Here is a 24,107-nt window from a genome sequence, read left to right on the forward strand (position 1 = left end):
GGAGGTCGATTGACTATGATGAAATGGATCTTTCTGGCATTGGTGATCGTACCGACTCTTGAGCTTGCGATTCTAATTTGGGCAGGCGGGCAGATCGGATTCTTCTGGACACTCGCCTTGATTGTGACGACTGGATTGCTTGGGGCTTACTTGGCAAAACGCCAAGGGCTGAAAGCGATCCGTGATATTCAATCGAGCATGAACCAGATGCAGCCGCCAGGCGATCGCTTGATCGGCGCTGCTTTTATCCTAGTGGGCGGAACATTGCTGCTGACGCCTGGATTTATCTCAGATGCGGTCGGGTTTAGCTTATTGTTCGCTCCGACTCAAAAGCTCTACAAGCCGTTCGTTTATCGGATGCTGCAGAAAAAGATGAAAAATACCCGGATTATTGTAGGATAATCCGGGATTCATTCATCATAAGCCAATCGTTTTTAAATTTTACCAAGCGTTTTCATTCACAAATTATACAAAGTTGATTATAATGACTAGGTAAGTCCATTTACGGAAAAGTGCATGAAAGCAGATGGCTCATCGTTCTGTTTTTTTTTTGGAATGATGAAGTAGAATGTAGAAGGAGAGATTTACATGACATCATCAAAAGGTTTAGAAGGTGTAGTCGCAACACAATCGGCGATCAGCTCGATCATCGATGATACCCTTACATACGTCGGCTACAACATCGACGATCTGGCGGACAACGCCAGCTTCGAAGAAGTGATTTACCTGTTGTGGCACCAGCGTTTGCCGAAGGCAGACGAACTAGCGGAGCTCAAACAGCAGCTTGCTGACAACATGGCAGTGCCGCAAGCGGTGCTCGACCACTTCAAGACATACGACATCAAGCACGTCCACCCAATGGCGGCACTCCGTACAGCGGTCTCTATGCTCGGCCTCTTTGACGAAGAAGCGGAAGTCATGGAACCGGCGGCGAACTACCGCAAAGCCATCAAAATCCAGGCGAAGATCTCGACGCTCGTAACGGCATTCGGCCGCATCCGCGCCGGTAAAGAACCGATCCAACCGAAAACGGATTACAGCTTCGCGGCAAACTTCCTGTACATGCTGTCTGGTGAAGAGCCAAAAGACATCGAAGTTGAAGCGTTCAATAAAGCGCTTGTGCTTCACGCCGACCACGAACTGAACGCTTCGACGTTCACGGCGCGTGTCGCAGTTGCGACTTTGTCCGACGTCTATTCCGGCGTAACCGCCGCAATCGGCGCCTTGAAAGGCCCGCTGCACGGCGGTGCCAACGAGCAAGTCATGAAAATGCTCACAGAAATCGGTTCTGTCGACAACGTCGAGCCGGTCATCAAAGAAAAACTGGCGAACAAAGAGAAAATCATGGGCTTCGGCCACCGCGTCTACCAAAAAGGCGACCCGCGTGCGAAGCATTTGCGTGAAATGTCGCAAAAGCTCACAGAGCTTCGCGGCGAATCGAAATGGTATGACATGTCCGTGAAAATCGAAGAATTGGTGACCAGCGAAAAACCGCTTCCGCCAAACGTCGATTTCTATTCGGCTTCGGTCTACCACTCGTTGAACATCGAGCATGACTTGTTCACGCCGATCTTCGCGGTGTCCCGTGCGTCGGGCTGGCTCGCGCACATCCTGGAGCAATACTCGAACAACCGCTTGATCCGCCCGCGTGCGGAATACATCGGGCCTGGCATGCAAACTTACGTGCCGGTTAAAGAACGTTAATTCAGGCAATACAATAAAATTTGATGGGGCTGACACAATGTGCAGCCCCATGACTTTGAACTCAGGAGGAACTTACACATGACTAACGGAGAAAAAATCTCAGTAGAAAATGGCGTCTTGAACGTCCCTAACAATGCAGTCATCCCATACATTATCGGTGATGGAACTGGGCCGGATATCTGGAACGCAGCTTCACGCGTATTGGAAGAATCGGTAAACAAAGCTTATAACGGCGAAAAATCAATCGTCTGGAAAGAAGTTTTGGCTGGCCAAAAAGCTTTCGACGAAACTGGCGAATGGCTTCCAGAAGAAACACTTAACGTTATCCGCGAATACTTGATCGCAATCAAAGGGCCTCTTACTACGCCAATCGGCGGCGGTATCCGTTCATTGAACGTGGCACTTCGCCAAGAGCTTGACCTATACACTTGCTTGCGTCCTGTACGCTATTTCGAAGGCGTGCCTTCACCAGTTAAACGCCCTGAAGATACTGACATGGTCATCTTCCGTGAAAACACTGAAGATATCTACGCTGGTATCGAATACGCTAACGGCAGCGACGAAGTGAAAAAATTGATCTCATTCCTTACTGACGAAATGGGCGTCAAAAACATCCGCTTCCCTGAATCATCAGGTATCGGCATCAAACCGATTTCTGAAGAAGGAACAAAACGTTTGGTACGTGCTGCAATCAACTACGCGTTGACTGAAGGCCGCGATTCCGTAACACTTGTACACAAAGGGAACATCATGAAGTTCACTGAAGGAGCTTTCAAAAACTGGGGCTATGAAGTGGCTGAGCAAGAATTCGGCGACAAAGTCTTCACGTGGAACGAATACGATGCAATCAAAGACGAAAAAGGAACAGATGCTGCGAACAAAGCGCAAGAAGATGCTTTGGCTTCAGGCAAAATCCTTGTTAAAGATTCCATCGCTGACATCTTCCTTCAGCAAATCCTTACACGCCCAAGCGAGTTCGATGTTGTTGCAACGATGAACTTGAACGGTGACTATATTTCCGATGCCCTTGCTGCGCAAGTCGGCGGAATCGGGATCGCGCCTGGCGCGAACATCAACTACGATACAGGACATGCAATCTTCGAAGCGACTCACGGTACGGCTCCGAAATATGCTGGACTGGATAAAGTAAACCCTTCTTCTGTCATCCTTTCAGGCGTCTTGATGCTTGAACACCTTGGCTGGACAGAAGCTGCAAAATTGATCTCCGATTCAATGGAGAAAACAATTGCGTCTAAAGTTGTTACTTACGACTTCGCTCGCCTAATGGACGGTGCGACAGAAGTGAAAACATCTGCGTTCGCTGATGAGCTAATTAAAAACATGTAAAATGAAAGAGGAGGCTTTTGCCTCCTCTTTGTTGTATCATCCGAAGGAAAGGGGAGTTTTTCATGACATTCAAACGCAAAAAGATTTCGGTAATCGGTTCTGGATTTACAGGCGCCACGACAGCATTCCTGCTGGCGCAGAAAGAATTGGGGGATGTCGTCATCGTTGATATTCCTGCAATGGAAGATCCGGCCAAAGGAAAAGCGCTGGATATGGCGGAAGCAGCGCCTGTGTTGAATTTTGATGCCCATATTACAGGAACTTCGGATTACGGGGACACGAAAGATTCCGACCTCGTCATCATCACGGCGGGCGTAGCGAGAAAACCGGGCATGAGCCGCGATGATTTGGTGCAGACCAATCAGAAAGTCATGAAATCTGTCACAAAAGAAATCGTCGCCCACTCGCCAAACGCGACAATTCTGGTGCTGACTAATCCGGTGGATGCAATGACTTACACTGTTTTTAAAGAATCCGGCTTTCCGAAAGAACGGGTCATCGGCCAATCCGGCGTGCTTGATTCAGCACGTTTCCGCAGTTTTGTAGCGGAAGAGCTCAATCTGTCCGTCAAAGACATTACAGGATTCGTGCTGGGCGGCCACGGGGATGATATGGTGCCACTTGTCCGCTATTCATTTGCTGGCGGAATTCCGCTCGAAACCCTTATCCCGAAAGAACGGCTCGAGCAAATTGTGGAACGGACGCGAAAAGGCGGGGCAGAGATCGTCAACCTTCTCGGAAATGGCTCCGCGTATTATGCGCCTGCCGCCTCTTTGGTGGAAATGGCTGAAGCGATTCTTAAGGACCAAAAACGCGTCTTGCCTTCGATCGCTTATCTTCAAGGCGAGTACGGCATGGATGGCATCTATCTGGGTGTGCCGGCAGTGCTCGGTGCATCCGGAATTGAAAAGATCATTGAAATCGAGTTGAACGAAGAAGAAAAACAAGCTCTCGACAAGTCCGCTGCATCAGTGAAAGCAGTCATGGATGTATTAGCGTAAAACATGGAGCCGGGCAGGAAATCCTGTCCGGCTTTTTCTGTACATATATGCAAACTGGATTCGGGCATTGATTCACGGAGTTGCAAAGCGAGCGAGCTTGCACTTGTGCTCATGAAATTGATACTATAAGGGTATGAACCACTTAGGGGAGGGAAAGCCTGTGTTGCTCGGAAAAAAACGCAAATTAGGCAGAAAGATTGAAGATATTACGGTCGGTGAGAAGTTGAAGTTGACGGAAAAGGTCGAAGATAAGGACTTGCTTTTGTATCTCGGTCTGACGAACGATGGAAATCCATTGTATATCCAGCATGATTTTGCATCAACGACCAGTTTTGAAAAACCGGTTGTGCCGAACATCATGTTGACGGGAATCGTCACATCAGCAGTATCCAAATACATGCCAGGCCCAGGTTCGTATATTTGCGAACAGCATTTGGTTTTTAAAAAGCCGGTCTACCATTATGCGACAGTCGATTTTCTATTGGAAGTGGCCGATGTGGATGTAAGGGGTAATTTGGTGACCATCCGTGTAGAAGGCACCGATGAAGAAGGCGCAATTTGTATAGAGGGAAAAATTGTGGCACAACCGCCAAAGACCTCAAACAAATTGACGACGCAGGCGATGGAGAATTTTTAAAGCGGTTTGGGATGGGGGTTCCAAATTGAGTGTGGAGGATGCAAAATGCCGAAGAAAATTTTGATCATTGAAGACGAACATTCAATCGCAACGCTATTATCGTATAATCTGGTGCAGGCTGGATATGAAACAATCATCGCGAATGACGGTAAACAGGGCTATGACCTTGCACTGAGCGAAAAGCCGGATTTGATCGTGCTGGATTTGATGCTGCCATCAATGGATGGCGTGGAAGTGTGTAAATCACTGCGCCAGCAGAAAGTAAACATCCCGATCATCATGTTGACGGCAAAAGGCGATGAATTTGATAAAGTGCTTGGCTTAGAACTGGGCGCCGATGATTATATGACCAAGCCGTTCAGCCCGCGTGAAGTAGTTGCCCGCATCAAAGCGGTGTTGCGGAGGGCTGAGACAAGCCCTGTCATCCAGCAGGACGGGTCAGCCCCATATGTCTTCGGTAAACTACAAATTTTCCCAGACAGATTTGAAGTGTTTTTGGATGACAAGCAATTGGAATTTACACCGAAAGAATTCGAATTGCTTGTCTACTTGGCAGAAAATAAAAATAGGGTATTGACCCGCGATCAATTATTGAGTGCTGTGTGGAAATACGATTTTGCGGGCGATACCCGGATCGTCGATGTCCATGTCAGCCATTTGCGTGAAAAGATTGAAGCGAATACGCGCAAGCCGACTTATATCAAAACGATCCGTGGCTTGGGCTATAAATTCGAGGAGCCGAAAAGTTCATGACTTTCCGGCGCCGCCTGCTGATCTCTTTGCTGCTGTGGATCGGTACGTTGCTCGTCGGACTCTATTTGATCGTGCTTCAGTTTCTTCCTTTATATGAAGTGGCGGCAAATAAATCCGCTGTGTGGTTGGCGTTGGGGCTTATTTTCCTGATAGGGCTCGGGGCATCGGCCGTCATCGGTAATCGTATTATCCGTTTGCAAGTAGAGCCGGTGGAAAATGCCACGGCGACTGCAGTGGAGCTCGTGAAGGGGAACTACCGTGCACGCGCTTATGAATCCGATGCCCAGGGCAGCTTGGAGTTGAACAAGACGATCAACGTGCTTGCCCGCAATCTGCAGGAAGTCGCAACTGTCCGCCTTATGGAGCAAGAGCGGTTGAAAACCTTGATCGAGAATATGGGCAGCGCACTGGTCATGATTGACCGGCAAGGGACGATTTCCCTGGTCAACCGTGCCTTTCTCGAAGAAACCGGCTTGAGCAGTGGTGCGGTTCTTGGCAGTTTGTACCGTGAAATCGATATCGCGCCCGAGCTGAAATCCTTCATTGAAACAGTATTCATGACTGAGACCCGTTCGCGCGATCAAATCGAGTTTGCTGAAGGGTTGAAAATGAAGAACTTGGATGTCTACGGCGCACCGGTCATCGGCGAACACGAACGCTGGCTGGGTGTAGTCATTGTTTTCCACGATATTACCGAGCTGAAAAAACTAGAACAAGTGCGCAAGGATTTTGTGGCGAACGTTTCCCATGAATTGCGCACGCCCGTCACCTCCATCAAAGGTTTCTCGGAAACCTTGCTGGATGGCGCTTATCAAGATACAGATACCTTATTGTCCTTTTTGGAAATTATCCAGACAGAAAGCAACCGCTTGGAAATGCTCATCAATGATTTGCTTAACCTGTCGAATATGGAGCGTTCCGCATTCCACATCGAGTTGGAGCCGACGGACATGAAAGCGGTCATTGAACGGGCCGTCGAAACGGTGCACCCGAAACTGGCAGAAAAGAATATTAGCCTTGAATTGGATCTGGCACCGGTTATCGTGAACGGCGACGGGAACCGGCTCATCCAAGTCATCGTCAATTTATTGATCAATGCTTCCACTTATTCACAGGAAAACACCAAAGTGTCGCTGAAGCTTTATGCAGAAGGCGATCAGGCCATCGTGAAAGTGGAAGATCAAGGAATCGGCATCGAAGCATCCGAAATCGGCCGCTTGTTTGAGCGCTTTTACCGAGTTGACCGGGCCCGCAGCCGGAATTCGGGCGGCACTGGCCTCGGGCTTTCGATCGTCAAACATATCATTGAAGCGCATCATGGCAATGTCGAAGTGGAAAGCGAAGTCGGCGTCGGGACGACCTTTACCGTTCATTTGCCACTTGCGGAAGAAATTTAGGAGGAACATATGGAAACCAAACACCCATTTTTGCCGATCATTGTCGGCACCGATATGAATGCTTACAATATGGCAATTTCATTTCATGAAGCTTACGGCATCAAGCCGATTTTGATCGGCAAGGAGCCATTATCCTTCACGGAGATGAGCTCGATCACTGAAACAATCGAATTTGATAAAAAATTATCGGAGCCTGAACATTTCGCTGATATTTTAATCGCCATGGCAGACAAATACAGAGCTCCCGGCAAAACTTTGCTGCTAGTCGGCACGAACGATTTATACGTACGCTTGATCATCGAAAATGCCAAAGTGCTGCGTGAGCATTATGTGTTCAATTATCCGAACGAAGCATTGATGAACCAGCTGCAGATGAAAGCGAATTTCTATGAATTGTGCAAAGAGCACGGCATCGATACACCGACGACTTATTTTTACGACTGCAGCCAGGATGTGCCGTTCGATGATAGCGACATGATGTATCCGGTCGTTGTCAAACCAAGCAATGGCATCGAATACAGCCGCAATAAGTTCGAAGGCCAGGAAAAAGTCTATAAAGTGGACAGCCCGAAAGAATTATTCGAAGTCGTCCAGAAAATCAAGGCAAGCGGCTACCGCGATGAATTAATCATTCAGGATTTCATTCCGGGCGATGATACATATATGTGGGATTCCGTCATTTACGCCAATTCGAAAGGCCAGACGCAATTGGTGACATTCGCACAAGTCGTACTGCAAGAGCACACCGTGACGGCGATCGGCAATTATACGGCGCTCATCACGCGTTTCGACAAGGAAATGATGCAAAAGCTCCAGCATTTCCTGGAAGCTGTCGACTATACCGGTTTCGCCAATTTCGATTTAAAATACGATTCGCGCGACAAGAAATTCAAGGTCTTCGAAGTGAATATCCGCCAAGGACGCTCCAGCTATTACGTGACGGCGCTTGGCCATAATATGGCACAGTACTTAGTCGATGATTTAATCTACAAAATGGAAAAGCCGATCACTTATTTAAATGAAGATTTCCTGTTCACTGTCGTTCCAAAAGTGGTATTGCGCAATTTCGTCCAAAACCAGGCGGTCCAAAAAGACATCAAGCGCTTGATCAAGGAAAAGAAATACGGCAATCCGCTATTTTATAAAAAAGACACCCATATGAAACGCAAACTGTATCTTTTTGCGCGCCAAGTGAATTATTATAAAAAATACAAAAACAATCAATGGTAAGTTTACAAAGGCTTAACACCAGCTTCACAATCAGGTGCTATTCTTAAATAGAACCCCCTTCAACCGCATGACTTGAAAAAGAGCCCCTCCCCGGGCTCTTTTTCTATTTTACTGAAACTATTTCACTATCATTCCGTATACATAGTTATAAAGATAAAAAGGGGGAAACACCATGACTACGAAACGAGTGCTGTCGATTATCGGTTTATCGGTTGCCGGCATACTTTTATTGGTCGCTGTCTTTACTTCCTGGTATACGGTTGATGAATCGGAGCAGGCAGTCATTAATACATTCGGTGAAGCGGGGGAGCCGGTCACAGAATCAGGCCTTCATTTCAAGATGCCTTGGCCGATTCAAAAAGCGGAAGTGATGTCAAAAGAAACTTACAGCCTTCAATTCGGCTATGACCAAAACGAGGATGGCGAAGTCACTTCATACGACAAAGAGACCAAGATGATCACAGGAGACGAGAACATCGTTTTGACGGATCTCGTTGTGCAATGGAAAATTACTGACCCGAAGAAATTCCTGTTCAATGCAGAAGATCCTCGTGAGATGCTCCATGATGCCACATCCGCCTCGATCCGTTCAATTATCGGCAGTTCCTTGATCGACGATGCCTTGACTTCAGGAAAAGCGGAAATCGAAGCGGAAACACGCGACTTGCTATCATCGCTTATCGAAGAATACGATATCGGCATTACCGTCTTGGCAGTGAAGCTGCAGGATGTGGAGCTGCCGAACGAAGAAGTCCGCGCAGCGTTCACGAACGTGACGGATGCACGTGAGACAATGAACACAAAAATTAATGAAGCGAATAAATACGAGAACCAGAAGCGCAACGAAGCCTTAGGTGAGAAATCGGCCATTAATTCACGGGCAGAAGCGCAGAAAGTCGAGCGGGTCGAGCAGGCGACAGGGGATGTTGCGGTATTCGATAAACTGTATGCCGAATACGAAGGCAATCCTGAAGTAACCAGGCAGCGCTTGATCATGGAAACCTTGGAATCGGTGCTGCCGAATGCCAAACTCTATATTATGAATGATGACGAAGGAACAATGAAGTATTTGCCGCTCGGTGAAATGCAGACTGTGGTACCGCCAGCAGCGGAAGAAGAAACTGAAGAAGGGGGCGGCAACTGATGGATCCGAAACAGCCATTCGGCAATTCCAATACGACGGACATCTTCGGCAATAAAAACCGGGCAAAAAAACCGAGAGAGCCGAGAGAACCAATCAATTACAAGAAATACTGGAAACCGATCCTCATCTCGACAATCGTCTTTTTCTCACTGCTGATCGTCTTGACCAATACCTATGTTGTAAAAGAAAACGAATACCGCGTCGTCCGCCAGTTTGGCGAAGTCGTCAAAGTTCAGGAAGATCCCGGCATCAAAATGAAGGTTCCGTTCATTCAAAGCGTGACGACCATCCCGAAATACCAGATGACCTATGATGTGACGGAAGCTGAGATCAACACGCGGGACAAAAAGCGAATTCTCATCGATAATTACGCAGTTTGGCATGTGACCGACCCGTTGAGTATGATTTCCAATGCCGGCACGATCATCAACGCCGAATCGCGCATGGAAGAGTTTATCTATTCCGTCGTGCGCACCGAGCTTGGCCAACTGAATTATGATGAAATCATCAATGATGAAAATTCCTCGCGCGGCAGTTTAAATGATACGGTGACTACAAGAGTCAATGAATTGCTAGAAACGGATCAATATGGCATTGAAGTCGTCGATGTCCGCATGAAACGTACCGATTTGCCGGCAGAAAACGAACAAGCCGTCTTTACGCGGATGATCTCAGAACGTGATTCGACTGCGCAGGATTACTTGTCGCAAGGCGATGCACGCAAGCGTGAAATCGAAGCGCAAGCCGACCGCGAAGCACAGGAAGTCATTGCGACCGCCAAAAAAGAAGCAGCCTTGATCCAAGCAGACGGGGAAGCAGAAGCTGCCCAGATCTACAATGAATCGTTCTCGAAAGACCCTGAGTTTTATGAGTTATACCGTTCACTCGAATCGTATTCGAAAACGGTCGGTGAAGATACAGTTATCATCATGCCGTCGGATTCACCTTATGCAAGACTGTTATCTGGAAATCTTGAATAGCTAATGAGCCGTCATTTCTCTTCTATTTGCCTGCGTGGTAAAATAAAGGGAATGACGGCTTTTTTTATGGAAAGGGGTAATTTTGTGTCAAAGAAAATCTTATTGCTCGATGGCAACAGCCTGGCATACCGCGCATTTTTCGCGCTGCCGCTATTGACCAACGATAATGGTGTGCACACGAATGCAGTATACGGCTTCACGACGATGCTGCAAAAGCTATTGGAGGAAGAAAAGCCGACACATATGATGGTGGCATTCGATGCCGGGAAAACAACTTTCCGCAACGAAGCCTATAAAGAATACAAAGGCGGACGGCAAAAGACTCCACCCGAACTGTCCGAGCAATTCCCGTATTTGCGCAAGCTGCTTGCTGCATACAAGATCAAACAATACGAACTCGATAATTACGAAGCGGATGATATCATCGGTACGCTGAGCCTTCAAGCCGAACAAGCAGGCGACCAGGTCGTCGTCGTTTCGGGAGACAAGGATTTGACGCAGCTCGCCTCAAACTCGACGGTTGTCTACATCACCCGCAAAGGAATTACCGATATCGAGAAATACACAGTAGACCATATTCAAGAGAAATATGGCCTGACGCCGTTGCAGATTATCGATATGAAAGGCTTGATGGGTGATTCCTCCGATAATATTCCAGGCGTGCCGGGCGTCGGCGAAAAGACAGCTTTGAAGCTGCTCGCCAAACACGGGTCGGTTGAAGGCGTCTATGAAGCAATCGAGGAACAAAAAGGCAAAATGAAGGAAAAGCTCGTGGAAAATGAAGAGCTTGCCTATCTGTCCAAAAAGCTGGCAACAATCGAACGCCAAGCACCCGTGGAAGTATCGATCGATGAACTCGATTATGCAGGCCCCGACCAGGATGAATTGGTGCGCATTTGGAACGAGCTCGCTTTTAAATCATTGCTGGAGAAATTGGATTATACGGCAGAGGAAACCGATAAAGAAGAGCTGCATTTCGAAGTGCTCGAATCAGTCGATCAGAGCCTGCTTGAAGATGGCATGGCGGTCCACTTGGAATTGTATGATGAACATTACCATAGCTGCGATTTGCTGGGTGTTTCATTGGCATCTGAAAAAGCCACCTATGTCATCCCAATGGAAGTGGCGGAACAATCAGAAGCGCTGAAGGCGTGGCTCGAAGACGCGGTGGCCGCCAAATATATGTCCGATTCAAAAGCCGCGACTGCGGCATTCCTCAGAAAAGGCATTAAGATCGATGGAGTCGACTTTGATCTGATGCTCGGCGCCTATATCGTCAATCCGTCGCTGAAGTATACGGACTTGGCTGATATTGTCCGTGAATACGGTTATTCGGATGTCTCGACCAACGAACAGGTCTACGGCAAAGGGGCAAAGAAAAAAGTTCCTGAAGCGGCTGAATTGAATGAACATATGGCGAGAAAAGCGAGAGCAATCTATAATGTGCGCCCCGTGGTCGTCAAAAAGCTGGAAGAAAACGAGCAATTTGACTTATACGATAAATTGGAGCTGCCGCTCGCAAAAGTGCTCGGGCAAATGGAATCGCTCGGCGTCAAAGTAGACCGCGGCCAATTGACTGACATGGGCGTGGAATTGAAGCGCAAGCTCGGCATGATCGAACAGGAAATCTATTCGCTTGCCGGACAGGAGTTCAATATCAATTCGCCGAAGCAGCTTGGGGTTATCTTATTCGAGCAATTGGGCTTGCCGGCGATCAAAAAAACCAAAACCGGCTACTCGACTGCAGCGGATGTGCTGGAGAAATTGGAAGGCAAACACGAAATCATCCACCATATCCTGATGTACCGCCAGCTCGGCAAATTGCTGTCGACGTATATTGAAGGTTTATTGAAAGAGATTCACGAAGACGGCAAGGTCCATACCCGTTTCCAACAAGCCTTGACGACAACCGGCAGGCTCAGTTCCACGAACCCGAACTTGCAAAACATCCCGGTACGCCTGGAAGAAGGCCGCAAAATCCGCAAAGCGTTCGTCCCATCAGAACCTGGATGGGTCATGGTCGCGGCGGACTATTCACAGATCGAATTGCGCGTGCTTGCTCATATGTCGAAAGACGAGAGCTTGATCGAAGCATTCCAATCGGATCTGGATATCCACACGAAAACAGCCAGCGACGTCTTCAATGTGTCGCTCGAAGAAGTGACTTCCGACATGCGCCGCGCGGCTAAAGCGGTCAATTTCGGCATCGTCTATGGTATTAGCGACTACGGCTTGTCGCAAAACTTGAATATCACCCGTAAAGAGGCAGCTGACTTTATCGAGCGGTATTTGGCAAGTTTCCCAGGCGTGCAGGGCTATATGACCTCAATTGTCGAACAGGCGAAAAAAGATGGTTTTGTCACGACCTTGATGAACCGCCGCCGCTATTTGCCGGACATCAATAGCTCGAACTTCAATTTGCGCAGTTTTGCGGAACGCACCGCGATGAATACGCCGATTCAGGGAAGTGCGGCCGATGTTATCAAGCAGGCGATGATCGAAATGGATATCGCCCTTGAACGTGAAGGATTGCAGTCGAAGATGATCTTGCAAGTGCACGATGAATTGATTTTTGAAGCACCTGCCGAAGAACTCGAAAAACTCATGGAACTGGTTCCTGAAGTAATGGAGTCGGCTGTGAAACTCAATGTGCCTTTGAAAGTCGATATCGCGTCAGGCGATACTTGGTACGATACAAAATAAGGAGGAATTTGTAATGCCGGAACTTCCGGAAGTAGAAGGGGTGGTCCGGCAAATCCGCCCCGTGTCGATCGGCAAACGCATCGTCTCGGTCGATGTGTCCGATACGATCCGAAAATCAAAGCAATCGGGTAAAGAAGCGATCTTGAAACGCATCGAAGCGGATGACTTTCAAGAGCGTCTGACCGGTGCCCAAATACTCGCCGTCGAACGGCGCAGCAAATATATTTACATGACCATGAAAGACGAGCAGGAATTCCTGCTCGTCAACCATCTGGGCATGTCGGGGGCATGGTTTTTCGTCGATAGCCTGCTGTCGATTCCAGAAGATAAGTTCAGGCGCCACGTACATGTGGTGCTGACGCTTGATGACGGCAATTTGTTGGCGTTCTCGGATATCCGGCGTTTTGGGGAAATGCGCGTGCTCACGAGCGAAGCGGATTTTCCGCCGCTTCTGTTAATGGCGCCAGAGCCTTTTGCTGACGAGGCACTTGAATGGTTTTTGCAGCAATCGGAAAGCCCAAAATTTCGCAATAAGCCAATCAAAGAAGTCATCATGGACGGTACGGTCATCTCAGGATGCGGCAATATCTATGCGACAGAAGCGCTGTTCCGTATGAAAATCCATCCGAAGCGCGCAGCAAGCCGCATTAGCCGCAAGCGCAAAATTGAATTGTTCCAGGCCATTGCCGCTATTCTGCTCGAGAGCATCGAAGCAGGTGGCAGCACGATTTCCGATTACCGCAATATCAACGGGGAATCAGGCAGCATGCAGAATCGTTTTGGCATGTACGGCAAGAAGACGTGCACGGTTTGTGGGACAGAGACTAAAACAGTAAAAATCGCGAGCCGGGCGTCCGTCTATTGCCCATCTTGCCAGAAATGAGGAACATACATGATCATTGGACTCACCGGCAGCATTGCGAGCGGCAAGAGCACTGTCTCACAAATGCTCAAGGAATTGGGATATCCGGTCGTTGACGCAGATCTGGTCGCTAGACAGGTTGTCGAGCCCGGAACGGAAACATTGAACAGCATCGCGCAAGCTTTCGGCCCGGAAGTGATCCTTGCTAATGGATCGATGGACCGCGAAAGAGTCGGGAAGATCATCTTCAACGATCCAACGAGCCGAAAAAAATTGAACGACATCATCCACCCGGCAATACGCCGGGAAATGCTTAGGCAACGCCAAGCATTTTTGGATGAAGGATATGAAACCGTTATCATGGACATTCCGCTGTTATTCGAAAGCAAGCTCCAGCGTATGGTCGACAAAATCCTGGTAGTCAGTGTATCAGAACAACAGCAATTAAAACGCCTCATGGAGCGCAACGGATTGGCCGAACAGGAAGCCAAAGCACGAATTGCTTCGCAGCTGCCCTTCAGTGTCAAAGAACAAGGTGCAGATGAAGTGCTGGATAACAACGGTTCTGTGGATAACACAAAGCGCCAATTAATGCGCATATTGGACAATTGGCAGACACATCCATAAAAAAGTATGCGCTTTCTTTTGTTTTCAGGTTCTCTAAAAAGAATAATGTGTTATACTATATATCGAATTGAAAATATGAGTATGACTTATTTAAATGGGGGACAAATACATGACAGTTTCGATTGCAATTAACGGGTTTGGCCGCATCGGCCGTATGGTTTTCAGACAAGCAGTTTTAATGGATGACGTGACAATTTCGGCGGTCAACGCCGGTTATCCAGCAGAAACACTTGCTCACTTGATTAAGTATGACACAAATCACGGTACCTTCTCCGGTGAAGTGAAAGCGGAAGAAAATGCGTTGGTTGTAAACGGAAAGCGTATTCAATTGGTTAACGAGCGCGACCCATTGAAACTCCCTTGGGAGGAAATGGGTGTCGATATCGTCATCGAAGCGACAGGCAAGTTTAACTCGCGCGATAAAGCTGCTCTTCATCTGGAGGCAGGAGCGAAGAAAGTCATCTTGACTGCTCCAGGCAAAAATGAAGACATTACGATTGTAATGGGCGTCAATGATGACAAATTGGATGTCGAAAAACACCACATTATCTCGAACGCCAGTTGCACGACGAATTGCTTGGCTCCTGTCGCTAAAGTGCTGAATGATGCATTCGGGATCGAAAACGGATTGATGACGACTGTCCATGCGTATACCAATGACCAAAAGAATTTAGACAACCCACATAAGGATCTTCGTCGCGCGCGTGCTTGTGCGCAGTCGATCATTCCGACCTCAACAGGAGCTGCCAAAGCGTTGTCACTTGTTCTCCCTGAACTGGAAGGGAAACTGCACGGCCTGGCTCTTCGCGTCCCGACACCGAATGTGTCGCTCGTTGACCTTGTCGTCGATGTCCAGCAGGATGTGACAGTAGAAGATGTTAACCGGGCATTCATGGATGCGTCGGAAGGGGCGCTTGCAGGCATCCTCGATTTGACGATGGAGCCATTGGTGTCGATCGACTTCAATACAAACCCGAGTTCTGCAATCGTTGACGGCTTGACTACCATTGTCATGGGCGACCGCAAAGTGAAAGTGCTCGCTTGGTATGATAACGAATGGGGCTACTCTGCCCGCGTTGTCGACTTGATGAAAAAAGTAGCCAATTCTATGGCTGTCGCTTCAAAATAATGCAAAAAGATTCCGCTTTTCTTCTTACTAGAAAAGCGGAATCTTTTTTGTTGTTGTATTGAAAAAAATATCGGATAGAGCATTTATTTATTGCATTTCGAAAACATTCATCATATACTATGAATCGTAGCCAAAAACGGCTGCCACTTCTCAATTTCTATTTACTGGAAGAGCAAGGAATTAGGAGCGTATATTATTATTCTTTTGACTGCTTAAAGGGTTAGGACCTCTTTGGACTAACTTTCCCCCGTGGTAGTCAGCTTTGAATATTTTGCGCAAAACCAAAATGTTATCAAAGGGGGAAACGAACCATGGAAACTATGGGACGTCACGTAATCGCAGAACTTTGGCAGTGTGATTTTGACAAATTAAACGATATGGACTATATCGAAAAGACTTTTGTTGATGCAGCACTCAAATCAGGTGCGGAAATCCGCGAAGTCGCTTTTCATAAATTTGCACCACAGGGTGTCAGCGGCGTAGTCATCATTTCGGAATCACACCTGACTATTCACAGCTTCCCGGAACACGGGTATGCGAGTGTCGATGTGTATACTTGCGGAGATCTTGATCCAACAATTGCAGCTGATTACATCGCGCAAGCTTTGGACTCAAAGCAAAGCGAAGTAACTGAAGTGCCACGCGGCATGGGGCCAGTCGGCGCCGGAGCTACAAAAGTATCACTGACGGTGTAACTGACCGCTAATAACGCAAAACACAAGCAGAGGAGAAAATCCTCTGCTTTTTCTAATGTTTGGGGAATTTTTTTGTTATACTGTTACTACCAGATAGAGAATTTTCGGGGAGATGTCTACCATGAAATGTCCAGCTTGCCAGCATAACGGCACCCGCGTAGTAGATTCGCGGCCAATAGATGAAATGAAATCAATCCGCAGGCGACGTGAATGCGAAGCGTGTGGCTACCGCTTCACCACGTTCGAAAAAGTGGAAGAGATGCCGCTGATCGTCGTGAAAAAAGATGGCTCCCGTGAAGAATTCAGCCGCGAGAAGGTGTTGCGCGGATTGATTCGCGCGTGTGAAAAGCGCCCAGTCTCGCTTGATATGCTTGAAGGGGTCGTTTTCGATATCGAAAAAGAACTTCGCCGGAGCGGAAATCCTGAAGTGAAATCGGAAGAAGTCGGAGAACTGGTCATGAACCGTTTAGCGGATATCGATGAAGTGGCCTATGTCCGCTTCGCATCCGTCTATCGCCAGTTCAAAGACATTACGGTCTTCATCGATGAACTTAAGGATCTGCTTGACCGCAATCCCGGTGATAAGGACAGCAAATAAGGCGGTGAGCACATGACGATGTACAAAGAACTCCAGCCCGCCGACTTGTACCGGATCCGCATGCCGTATCCATTTTCCAATTACGACCGACAATTGCTGACACTGCTCTATCAGCCGATGATTGGTTCGGATGCCATCTCCCTCTACTTGACGCTGTGGGCGGATGGGGAAATGCGCTCCGAGGATTCGACCCATTACACGTTAATGAATACACTCGGAAAACCGGTCAAGGCGATTTTCGAATCCCGCATCCAATTGGAAGCGATCGGTTTATTAAAAACTTACCGGAAAGACGGGGAAGACCGTTCCTTTATCTATGAACTGTGTCCGCCGCTAGACCCGAAACCTTTTTTTGCCGACCCGCTATTGTCGATGTTCCTGTTCAGTAAAATAGGGGAATCGTCTTATCGGAGGGTCCGCGACCGTTTTATCATCCAGACGCCGCTTACTGCTGGATACGAGGAAGTCTCCAGAACCTTCACGGATATTTTCCAACCGGTGCATGCGAAGTCCGGTTACCCTGCAGACCAAAAAGAGCTAGAATCACGGACAGACGGGGAATATGAGATGGAACAGGACTTTGATTTTGCGCTGTTGCGCCAGGGCCTATCTGAACAACTTGTGCCAAAGCGTGTGTTGACGCCGGCCATCCGCAACTTTATCGTCAAACTGTCATTTCTCTACGGTTTTGGGCCGCTTGAAATGCAAAAAGTCGTATTGCTGGCGATCGAAGATGATTACCGGATAGATGAAGAGGGGCTGCGCAAGGCTGCTTCCGATTATTATAAAATGACCGTCACGACAACTGCACCGAAACTCGAGCCGGTTAAAAAGGCAGAACCGAAAACGCAACAACCTGATGCACAACAAGGGCCTGTAAATAAAGAAGACGAGTTGATCGCATATTTGGAATCAGCATCACCGCTTCAAGTACTGCGCGATATCGCGGACGGCAAAGAACCGCTGCCGGCCGATGTGCAATTAGCGAACCAGTTGGTGACGCAGCATGGCATGGAGCCGGCTGTCGTCAATGTATTGCTTCAATACGTCCTGTTGCGTACGGATATGAAACTGACAAAAGCGTATGTAGAAAAAATTGCCTCACATTGGTTGAGGAAAAATGTCACGACTGCTAAACAGGCGATGGAATTTGCACGCATCGAGCATACACAGTATATGAAATGGAAAAACGAATCAGGTGCCGCGCCTAAAAAATCGGCATCTTCCGGCCGCAAGCCGATCCGAGAAGAAAAGCTGCCTGAATGGTTCAATAATAAAGACGAAGTGGAAACGCCTGGACAAGGGGCTTCAAGTGAACAGCTCGAACAGGAAAAACAGAAATTGCTTGCGAAGCTTGCGTTGAAGAAAAGAAAGGGTGATTAGATGGAACCGATTCGTGAAACGATGAAGCGAGTGGTCAATGCGCCCTCATTTTCCGAGCGCTATGATGCAATGAAGAAAGAAGTGCTGGAACATCCCGGCGTCCTTAAATTCCTTAAAGAGCACGAAGAGGAAATTGACGGGCCGACAGTGGAAAAAGGGATGGGCAAGCTATACGAATATATCGACCAATCGCATGACTGCAATAAATGCCCGAACCTCGGCGGCTGCATCAATCATCTAAAAGGATTCGAACCGAATCTCGTATTGGAGCGCGGCAATATCGGTATTTCGTACACCAAATGCCGGTTGAAGACTGCTGAGGACAATAAGCGGCATGCATCTTCCTTGATCCACAGCATGTACATGCCAAAAGAAGTGATGGCAGCGAGAATCGAAAACTTTGAGCTGGACGACCGCAGGCTGCCTGCTTTCCGTGCAGTTGATGACTTCTTGGAGAAAGCGACCGGGCCAGACTCGCTCCCTGAAAAAGGCTTGTATTTATATGGCAAGTTCGGGACTGGTAAATCCTATTTGCTGAGCGCTGTTGCGAATGAGCTGGCAGAGATCAACGTCAAAACGGTTCTCGTATTCGTGCCGGAATTCATGCGCGAAATGAAGCAAGCGATCGGCGACCATACACTTCAGGAGAAAATCGAATACGTCAAACGAGCCGATGTGCTCATGCTCGATGATATCGGGGCTGAAGCGATGTCGAGCTGGACGCGCGACGAAGTGCTCGGTACGATTCTTCATTACCGGATGGCGGAGAAATTGCCGACTTTCATGAGCTCGAACTTCAGCTATTCTGAACTCGCGCACCATTTGACTTATTCACAGCGCGGCGAAAAAGAAGACTTGAAGGCAGCACGCATTATGGAACGGATCCAGGCATTGACCGTCCCAGTCAAACTTGAAGGCGAAAACCGCCGCAACAAGTAAGAGAAACTATTGCCTTTTGATTTTTTTCATCGTATAGTAAGAAACATCAATAATGATTTACATGCAATGACAAGGACATGAGCGATCGCGCGCGGCACACAGAGAGGGAAGACACGGCTGAAAGCTTCCCGGCACAGCGTTTTCGTTTACCCCCTTCGAGCAGCGCCTGCGAACTTCAGTAGCAGGCGACGGTACCGGCCCGTTAGCCGATGCAGAGCTTCATTCCGCACGCAAAAATTGTGTGGAAGAGAAGAAGGGTGGAACCACGAACAGAGCTTCGTCCCTTTTGGGATGGGGCTTTTTGTGTGGAAAAAAAGAAAAGCGGAAGCTGCCGAAAGCGGAAGCTAACCTAAGTGCGCGACGTCCTGTCGCAACGGTTAGCTGACCCACATCCTGTGGCCCTCCGAAAGGCTTAAGGCGCACTGGCGAAGCGGCGCTTTCTGCCGCACAGCCAGGGTGACTTAAGACCCCGAGGAGCTAGGCGCTGAAGCTACCGTTCTGGCTCGACAGGCATAAGCTGGGTTCCCGAAGCGGCGCTCTTTGCCGCACAGGGAGACTGGCTTACGACCCGAGAGGCAGGCAGCAGAAGCTAGACAACAAAAAACCTGAAGCGCTGAACCAGACCCTGTGGTTCTCGATTCACCCGATATCATTCAAAGGAGAGATTCATATGGCAGACATGATTCAATTAAAATTCCCAGACGGCGCAGTAAAAGAGTTCGCCAAAGGAACATCTACAGAAGAAATCGCTCAATCCATCAGCCCAGGCCTTCGCAAAAAAGCGGTAGCAGGAAAGCTTTCCGGCAACTTAGTCGATTTGAAAGCCCCTCTTGAGGCGGATGGCGACATCGCGATCATCACACCGGAATCCGAAGAAGCATTGGAAGTACTTCGCCACAGCTCAGCGCATTTGATGGCTCAAGCAGTCAAACGCTTGTATCCGGATGCCAAGCTTGGCGTTGGGCCGGTCATCGAAAACGGCTTCTATTACGATATCGATACAGAGTCGGCGATTACAGCTGAAGATTTGCCGGTCATTGAAAAAGAAATGAAGAAAATCATCAACGAAAACTTGGACATCGTCCGTGTGGAAGTATCGAGAAATGAAGCGCAGCAACGATTTGAAGCGATCAACGATCCATACAAGCTGGAGCTTCTAGAAGCGATCCCAGAAGATGAGCAAGTGTCGATCTACGAACAAGGCGAATTTTTCGACCTGTGCCGCGGCATCCACGTGCCATCGACTGGCAAATTGAAAGAATTCAAATTACTAAGTGTCGCCGGTGCTTACTGGCGCGGCGATAGCGACAATAAAATGCTTCAGCGCATCTACGGAACAGCTTTCTTCAAAAAAGAAGAATTGAAAGCCCATCTTGAAATGCTGGAAGAAGCGAAAGAGCGCGACCACCGCAAAATCGGCAAAGAGCTCAATTTGTTCATGAACTCCCAAAAAGTCGGGCAAGGCTTGCCGATGTGGCTGCCGAAAGGCGCAACAATCCGCCGCATCATCGAACGCTATATTGTCGACAAAGAAGAGCGCATGGGCTATGACCATGTTTACACACCGGTCATGGGCAGTGTCGAATTGTATAAAACGAGCGGCCACTGGGATCATTACCAAGAAAACATGTTCCCAGTCATGCAAATGGACAACGAAGATTTGGTGCTGCGCCCGATGAATTGCCCGCATCACATGATGATCTACAAGCAAGGCATTCATTCCTACCGCCAATTGCCGATCCGTATCGCAGAACTTGGGCTGATGCACCGCTACGAAATGTCAGGTGCCTTGTCGGGCTTGCAACGCGTGCGCGGTATGACATTGAACGATGCCCACCTGTTCGTGCGCCCGGACCAGATCAAAGAAGAATTCAAACGCGTCGTCAACCTCGTCATCGACGTATACAAAGACTTCGATTTGAAAGACTATTCGTTCCGCGTATCCTACCGCGACCCGGCGGATAAAGAAAAATACTACGACGATGACGCCATGTGGAACCGTGCGCAATCGATGCTGAAAGAAGCGATGGATGAACTCGGCCTCGATTATTTCGAAGCAGAAGGTGAAGCGGCATTCTACGGGCCGAAACTTGATGTTCAAGTGAAAACAGCGCTTGGCAAAGAAGAAACTTTGTCGACTGTCCAGCTCGATTTCCTCTTGCCGGAGAAATTCGATTTGACATATATCGGTGAAGACGGCAAACAGCACCGCCCGGTCGTCATCCACCGCGGCGTCGTCTCTACAATGGAACGTTTTGTCGCATTTCTCATCGAAGAATACAAAGGCGCATTCCCGACTTGGCTCGCGCCAGTACAAGTGGAGATCATCCCGGTATCGCTTGATGTGCACAGCGAATACGCAAAAGAGCTTCAGGAAAAAATGCAACAGCATAAATTGCGCGTCGATATCGATGAGCGCGACGAAAAGCTCGGCTATAAAATCCGCGAAGCACAGATGCAGAAAGTTCCATATATGCTAGTCATCGGCGATAAGGAACTGGAAAGCGGCTCAGTCAATGTCCGCAAATACGGTGAGCAGAACTCCGAGAGCATGCCATTCGAGGACTTCCTTAAACTCGTTCAATCCGAACTTCACTAAAGTGCTTGACAGTAAAAGTGCTGCGTGATATTCTTATTTAGGTTATTGAATACTTATATGTGCAAGCAGGAGCGCCCGCTTCTCACCTGATCGACCGATTGTTGGCAGGTAGACACGATTGACTTTTACATGCATCTAGCATGTGTCATATTATGGCGGGCGGACTCCTCGGGGTTCGCCCGCTTTTTGTTTGCACCTGTGAACCGGATCGTCCGGTTTACACATTTAAGCTATTCGCGACACTACCCGGAGGTGGATCATTATTAGCAGAGACAACAATGTAAACGAAGGCATTCGTGCACGTGAATTACGGGTTATTGACCAAAATGGTGAACAGCTCGGCATCAAATCACGCAACGAGGCGCTCGAGATTGCAGCCCGTGTCAACTTGGATCTAGTACTAGTGGCTCCTCAAGCTAAGCCGCCGGTCGCACGGATCATGGACCACGGCAAGTTCAAATTTGAACAGCAGAAAAAAGAGCGCGAAATTCGTAAAAACCAAAAAATCATCAACGTCAAAGAGGTTCGCTTGAGCCCTGGCATCGATGACCACGATTTTAACACGAAGCTCCGCAATGCCATCAAGTTCCTTGAAAAAGGCGACAAAGTGAAAGCTTCAATCCGTTTCAAAGGCCGTGCGATCACGCACAAAGAAATCGGACAACGTGTCCTTGAGCGCTTCGCAGAAGAGTGCAAGGAAGTTGCGACGGTTGAACAGCGCCCGAAAATGGAAGGCCGCAGCATGTTCTTGATGCTGAACCCGGTCAACGAGAAGGAATAATAGCATAATTGTTTAGGAGGAACCCGAAATGCCGAAAATGAAAAGCCACAGTGGAGCGTCTAAACGCTTCAAGAAAACTGGAACTGGTAAAGTAAGACGCAACCGTTCCCACACTAGCCACTTGTTCGCAAACAAATCGACTAAGCAAAAACGTAAGCTTCGCAAGAGCTCATTGGTTTCTGCAGGCGATTTGAAACGCATCAAATCATTGATCTACAACATGAAGTAAAACTAGAAAAGCGCAAGCGCCCGGTTAGATTCGACGGGCATAAGACGAAGGGGCGAAGCGGCGCTTTTTGCCGCACAGCCACTTTGACTTATGACCCCGAGAATCTGGGCGCTGCAGTCTAGACAACACCCACAACTACAAAAATCGAATTTTTCATATTCAAGCAGGAGGTAATTCAATATGCCACGCGTAAAAGGCGGAACAGTGACGCGCAAGCGTCGTAAAAGAGTATTAAAATTAGCTAAAGGTTATTACGGTTCCAAACACTTACTATTTAAAGTAGCGAACCAACAAGTTATGAAGTCAGGTAACTATGCTTACCGTGACCGTCGCAACAAAAAACGTGATTTCCGCAAATTGTGGATCACACGCATCAACGCAGCAGCTCGTTTGAACGATATTTCTTACAGCCGCTTGATGCACGGATTGAAACTTGCTGGCATCGACATCAACCGCAAAATGCTAGCTGAAATCGCTGTATCTGATGCAGCTGCTTTCACAGCTTTGGTTGACCAAGCGAAAAAAGCATCTAACAACTAATTCACACTGGGCCTAGCGCCTGGTTCGATAGAAAGGAGGTCGGCTAATTGCCGGCCTTTTTTTATTGAAGCCGATGGGGAGGGAAGATAATGATCATTTTGGCAGCTTATTTGGCCGCCATGTCGAGTTTTGCCTTTATCATGATGTGGGCGGACAAACGGCAGGCACAAGCACGTGGCCCGCGCATCCCTGAAAAACGCCTATGGCTGGTGGCAGCAATCGGCGGGGGCATCGGGGCATATCTGGGAATGATGCTGTTCAGGCATAAAACAAAGCATACGAATTTCCGCATCGGATTCTTTGTCTTAGCCTTGATCCAAGCCAGCCTGCTAGTTTGGATAGCATCTCAATAACAAAAGAGGAAGAAGCTCAGGCTTCTTCCTCTTTTTTCATCAATTGTTCAATTGGGCTTTTCCAGGAAATTTTCGCATCGGGGTAATTCATGCGAATTTCCTTCTCCAGAAAATGAAAATCTTCTTTTGAAAAGCCGATCAGTTTATCCGGCGTCTCTGTCCACACGAAAATGGAGACGACATCGAATGCTTCTTTCGTTGTACCTAAATATTTCTCGCCTTCAAACAGAACGCCGCGCATGGCAATGAAAAAGTTCTTGCGGACATTTCCTACATCGTCATGGAAGTAATAAGTGCCGGATTCAAGCGCAGCGTCGAGCTTGCGCTTCGGGTCAAATATGAATTTGAGGAGACGGTAAAATAAGTAGATGATCAAGGCGATGATGATCAAGCGGATCAAAAATGCCATCGGATTGCCCCCCTTATCAAGATAGTCTTGTGTATAATACGTAGCAGAAGCTTGGAAGTTTCACTAT

24 protein-coding genes are annotated in these 24,107 nt (G+C 48.1%); 23 read left to right on the forward strand and 1 reads right to left on the reverse strand.

What is annotated here, in order from left to right; genetic code table 11:
- The first annotated feature begins 15 nt into the window (after window positions 1–15).
- From G3255_RS07070 to G3255_RS07180, 23 genes are all read left to right on the forward strand, one after another.
- Entirely contained in the window at window positions 16–402 is a 387-nt protein-coding gene (locus G3255_RS07070) for an FxsA family protein (RefSeq protein ID WP_211653858.1), read from the forward strand.
- A 186-nt stretch (window positions 403–588) separates the two neighbouring features.
- Window positions 589–1,704 (forward strand): citrate synthase, encoded by a 1,116-nt coding sequence (citZ, locus tag G3255_RS07075; protein ID WP_211653859.1) that lies wholly within the window; start codon window positions 589–591, stop codon window positions 1,702–1,704.
- Between the two features lie 78 nt (window positions 1,705–1,782).
- Window positions 1,783–3,051 (forward strand): NADP-dependent isocitrate dehydrogenase, encoded by a 1,269-nt coding sequence (gene icd, locus G3255_RS07080; RefSeq protein ID WP_068488502.1) that lies wholly within the window; start codon window positions 1,783–1,785, stop codon window positions 3,049–3,051.
- A gap of 62 nt (window positions 3,052–3,113) precedes the next feature.
- Window positions 3,114–4,052: a malate dehydrogenase gene (gene mdh, locus G3255_RS07085; RefSeq protein WP_211653860.1), complete on the forward strand. Its 939-nt coding sequence runs from the start codon at window positions 3,114–3,116 to the stop codon at window positions 4,050–4,052.
- 160 nt (window positions 4,053–4,212) lie between these two features.
- Entirely contained in the window at window positions 4,213–4,689 is a 477-nt protein-coding gene (locus G3255_RS07090; RefSeq protein WP_211653861.1) for a MaoC family dehydratase, read from the forward strand.
- Window positions 4,690–4,734: 45 nt separating this feature from the next.
- A complete protein-coding gene (locus G3255_RS07095) occupies window positions 4,735–5,442 on the forward strand; it encodes a response regulator transcription factor (RefSeq protein ID WP_211653862.1) in 708 nt (235 codons plus the stop codon).
- Window positions 5,439–6,839, forward strand: coding sequence for a two-component system histidine kinase PnpS (gene pnpS, locus G3255_RS07100; RefSeq protein WP_211653863.1), 1,401 nt, complete (start codon window positions 5,439–5,441; stop codon window positions 6,837–6,839). The genes G3255_RS07095 and pnpS overlap by 4 nt, the downstream gene beginning before the upstream one ends.
- Window positions 6,840–6,848: 9 nt before the next feature.
- A complete protein-coding gene (locus G3255_RS07105) occupies window positions 6,849–8,069 on the forward strand; it encodes a carboxylate--amine ligase (RefSeq protein WP_211653864.1) in 1,221 nt (406 codons plus the stop codon).
- 172 nt (window positions 8,070–8,241) lie between these two features.
- Window positions 8,242–9,213, forward strand: a complete 972-nt coding sequence (gene hflK / locus G3255_RS07110) for an FtsH protease activity modulator HflK (RefSeq protein ID WP_211653865.1) — start codon at window positions 8,242–8,244, stop codon at window positions 9,211–9,213.
- The gene (hflC, locus tag G3255_RS07115; RefSeq protein ID WP_211653866.1) at window positions 9,213–10,193 is read left to right on the forward strand and encodes a protease modulator HflC; all 981 of its coding nucleotides are present in this window, start codon (window positions 9,213–9,215) and stop codon (window positions 10,191–10,193) included. Before hflK ends, hflC begins: the two co-directional genes overlap by 1 nt.
- Before the next feature lie 66 nt (window positions 10,194–10,259).
- Window positions 10,260–12,896, forward strand: coding sequence for a DNA polymerase I (polA, locus tag G3255_RS07120; RefSeq protein ID WP_211653867.1), 2,637 nt, complete (start codon window positions 10,260–10,262; stop codon window positions 12,894–12,896).
- Between the two features lie 13 nt (window positions 12,897–12,909).
- Window positions 12,910–13,779: a bifunctional DNA-formamidopyrimidine glycosylase/DNA-(apurinic or apyrimidinic site) lyase gene (gene mutM / locus G3255_RS07125; RefSeq protein ID WP_211653868.1), complete on the forward strand. Its 870-nt coding sequence runs from the start codon at window positions 12,910–12,912 to the stop codon at window positions 13,777–13,779.
- Between the two features lie 9 nt (window positions 13,780–13,788).
- The gene (gene coaE / locus G3255_RS07130; RefSeq protein WP_211653869.1) at window positions 13,789–14,385 is read left to right on the forward strand and encodes a dephospho-CoA kinase; all 597 of its coding nucleotides are present in this window, start codon (window positions 13,789–13,791) and stop codon (window positions 14,383–14,385) included.
- A gap of 109 nt (window positions 14,386–14,494) precedes the next feature.
- The gene (locus G3255_RS07135; protein ID WP_211653870.1) at window positions 14,495–15,514 is read left to right on the forward strand and encodes a glyceraldehyde-3-phosphate dehydrogenase; all 1,020 of its coding nucleotides are present in this window, start codon (window positions 14,495–14,497) and stop codon (window positions 15,512–15,514) included.
- A 311-nt stretch (window positions 15,515–15,825) separates the two neighbouring features.
- Window positions 15,826–16,209 (forward strand): adenosylmethionine decarboxylase, encoded by a 384-nt coding sequence (gene speD / locus G3255_RS07140; RefSeq protein WP_068868886.1) that lies wholly within the window; start codon window positions 15,826–15,828, stop codon window positions 16,207–16,209.
- A 121-nt stretch (window positions 16,210–16,330) separates the two neighbouring features.
- The gene (gene nrdR / locus G3255_RS07145) at window positions 16,331–16,807 is read left to right on the forward strand and encodes a transcriptional regulator NrdR (protein ID WP_101190108.1); all 477 of its coding nucleotides are present in this window, start codon (window positions 16,331–16,333) and stop codon (window positions 16,805–16,807) included.
- Window positions 16,808–16,819: 12 nt separating this feature from the next.
- Entirely contained in the window at window positions 16,820–18,190 is a 1,371-nt protein-coding gene (locus tag G3255_RS07150) for a replication initiation and membrane attachment family protein (RefSeq protein ID WP_211653871.1), read from the forward strand.
- Window positions 18,191–19,129, forward strand: coding sequence for a primosomal protein DnaI (gene dnaI / locus G3255_RS07155; RefSeq protein ID WP_211653872.1), 939 nt, complete (start codon window positions 18,191–18,193; stop codon window positions 19,127–19,129). It abuts the gene before it with no gap.
- 670 nt (window positions 19,130–19,799) lie between these two features.
- On the forward strand, window positions 19,800–21,728 hold the full coding sequence (gene thrS / locus G3255_RS07160; RefSeq protein ID WP_211653873.1) for a threonine--tRNA ligase: 1,929 nt from the start codon (window positions 19,800–19,802) through the stop codon (window positions 21,726–21,728).
- 262 nt (window positions 21,729–21,990) lie between these two features.
- The gene (gene infC / locus G3255_RS07165; RefSeq protein ID WP_083509123.1) at window positions 21,991–22,509 is read left to right on the forward strand and encodes a translation initiation factor IF-3; all 519 of its coding nucleotides are present in this window, start codon (window positions 21,991–21,993) and stop codon (window positions 22,507–22,509) included.
- A 28-nt stretch (window positions 22,510–22,537) separates the two neighbouring features.
- Window positions 22,538–22,738 (forward strand): 50S ribosomal protein L35, encoded by a 201-nt coding sequence (gene rpmI / locus G3255_RS07170; RefSeq protein WP_101190111.1) that lies wholly within the window; start codon window positions 22,538–22,540, stop codon window positions 22,736–22,738.
- 180 nt (window positions 22,739–22,918) lie between these two features.
- Window positions 22,919–23,278 carry a 50S ribosomal protein L20 gene (rplT, locus tag G3255_RS07175; protein WP_058381063.1) on the forward strand — a complete coding sequence of 120 codons (360 nt, stop codon included), beginning with the start codon at window positions 22,919–22,921 and terminating at the stop codon, window positions 23,276–23,278.
- Window positions 23,279–23,367: 89 nt separating this feature from the next.
- Window positions 23,368–23,631: a DUF1294 domain-containing protein gene (locus G3255_RS07180; protein WP_249222079.1), complete on the forward strand. Its 264-nt coding sequence runs from the start codon at window positions 23,368–23,370 to the stop codon at window positions 23,629–23,631.
- Window positions 23,632–23,647: 16 nt separating this feature from the next.
- On the opposite strand, the gene G3255_RS07185 is transcribed toward G3255_RS07180, so the two are convergent.
- Window positions 23,648–24,040 carry a sigma-w pathway protein ysdB gene (locus tag G3255_RS07185; protein WP_211653874.1) on the reverse strand — a complete coding sequence of 131 codons (393 nt, stop codon included), beginning with the start codon at window positions 24,038–24,040 and terminating at the stop codon, window positions 23,648–23,650.
- Between the last annotated feature and the right edge of the window lie 67 nt (window positions 24,041–24,107).

Origin of the sequence: Planococcus sp. MSAK28401 (genome assembly GCF_018283455.1) — a bacterium.
Classification (GTDB): domain Bacteria; phylum Bacillota; class Bacilli; order Bacillales_A; family Planococcaceae; genus Planococcus; species Planococcus alpniumensis.

What these genes read in the sequence shown, in the direction of transcription:
- pnpS (WP_211653863.1), top strand. Translation starts at nt 5,439, where the DNA reads ATGACTTTCCGGCGCCGCCTGCTGATCTCTTTGCTGCTGTGGATCGGT.
- speD (WP_068868886.1), top strand. Translation starts at nt 15,826, where the DNA reads ATGGAAACTATGGGACGTCACGTAATCGCAGAACTTTGGCAGTGTGAT.
- G3255_RS07070 (WP_211653858.1), top strand. Translation starts at nt 16, where the DNA reads ATGATGAAATGGATCTTTCTGGCATTGGTGATCGTACCGACTCTTGAG.
- G3255_RS07095 (WP_211653862.1), top strand. Translation starts at nt 4,735, where the DNA reads ATGCCGAAGAAAATTTTGATCATTGAAGACGAACATTCAATCGCAACG.
- nrdR (WP_101190108.1), top strand. Translation starts at nt 16,331, where the DNA reads ATGAAATGTCCAGCTTGCCAGCATAACGGCACCCGCGTAGTAGATTCG.
- polA (WP_211653867.1), top strand. Translation starts at nt 10,260, where the DNA reads ATGGAAAGGGGTAATTTTGTGTCAAAGAAAATCTTATTGCTCGATGGC.
- G3255_RS07105 (WP_211653864.1), top strand. Translation starts at nt 6,849, where the DNA reads ATGGAAACCAAACACCCATTTTTGCCGATCATTGTCGGCACCGATATG.
- coaE (WP_211653869.1), top strand. Translation starts at nt 13,789, where the DNA reads ATGATCATTGGACTCACCGGCAGCATTGCGAGCGGCAAGAGCACTGTC.
- citZ (WP_211653859.1), top strand. Translation starts at nt 589, where the DNA reads ATGACATCATCAAAAGGTTTAGAAGGTGTAGTCGCAACACAATCGGCG.
- icd (WP_068488502.1), top strand. Translation starts at nt 1,783, where the DNA reads ATGACTAACGGAGAAAAAATCTCAGTAGAAAATGGCGTCTTGAACGTC.
- dnaI (WP_211653872.1), top strand. Translation starts at nt 18,191, where the DNA reads ATGGAACCGATTCGTGAAACGATGAAGCGAGTGGTCAATGCGCCCTCA.
- rplT (WP_058381063.1), top strand. Translation starts at nt 22,919, where the DNA reads ATGCCACGCGTAAAAGGCGGAACAGTGACGCGCAAGCGTCGTAAAAGA.
- thrS (WP_211653873.1), top strand. Translation starts at nt 19,800, where the DNA reads ATGGCAGACATGATTCAATTAAAATTCCCAGACGGCGCAGTAAAAGAG.
- rpmI (WP_101190111.1), top strand. Translation starts at nt 22,538, where the DNA reads ATGCCGAAAATGAAAAGCCACAGTGGAGCGTCTAAACGCTTCAAGAAA.
- G3255_RS07185 (WP_211653874.1), bottom strand. Translation starts at nt 24,040, where the DNA reads ATGGCATTTTTGATCCGCTTGATCATCATCGCCTTGATCATCTACTTA.
- hflC (WP_211653866.1), top strand. Translation starts at nt 9,213, where the DNA reads ATGGATCCGAAACAGCCATTCGGCAATTCCAATACGACGGACATCTTC.
- G3255_RS07180 (WP_249222079.1), top strand. Translation starts at nt 23,368, where the DNA reads ATGATCATTTTGGCAGCTTATTTGGCCGCCATGTCGAGTTTTGCCTTT.
- mdh (WP_211653860.1), top strand. Translation starts at nt 3,114, where the DNA reads ATGACATTCAAACGCAAAAAGATTTCGGTAATCGGTTCTGGATTTACA.
- mutM (WP_211653868.1), top strand. Translation starts at nt 12,910, where the DNA reads ATGCCGGAACTTCCGGAAGTAGAAGGGGTGGTCCGGCAAATCCGCCCC.
- hflK (WP_211653865.1), top strand. Translation starts at nt 8,242, where the DNA reads ATGACTACGAAACGAGTGCTGTCGATTATCGGTTTATCGGTTGCCGGC.
- G3255_RS07150 (WP_211653871.1), top strand. Translation starts at nt 16,820, where the DNA reads ATGACGATGTACAAAGAACTCCAGCCCGCCGACTTGTACCGGATCCGC.
- G3255_RS07135 (WP_211653870.1), top strand. Translation starts at nt 14,495, where the DNA reads ATGACAGTTTCGATTGCAATTAACGGGTTTGGCCGCATCGGCCGTATG.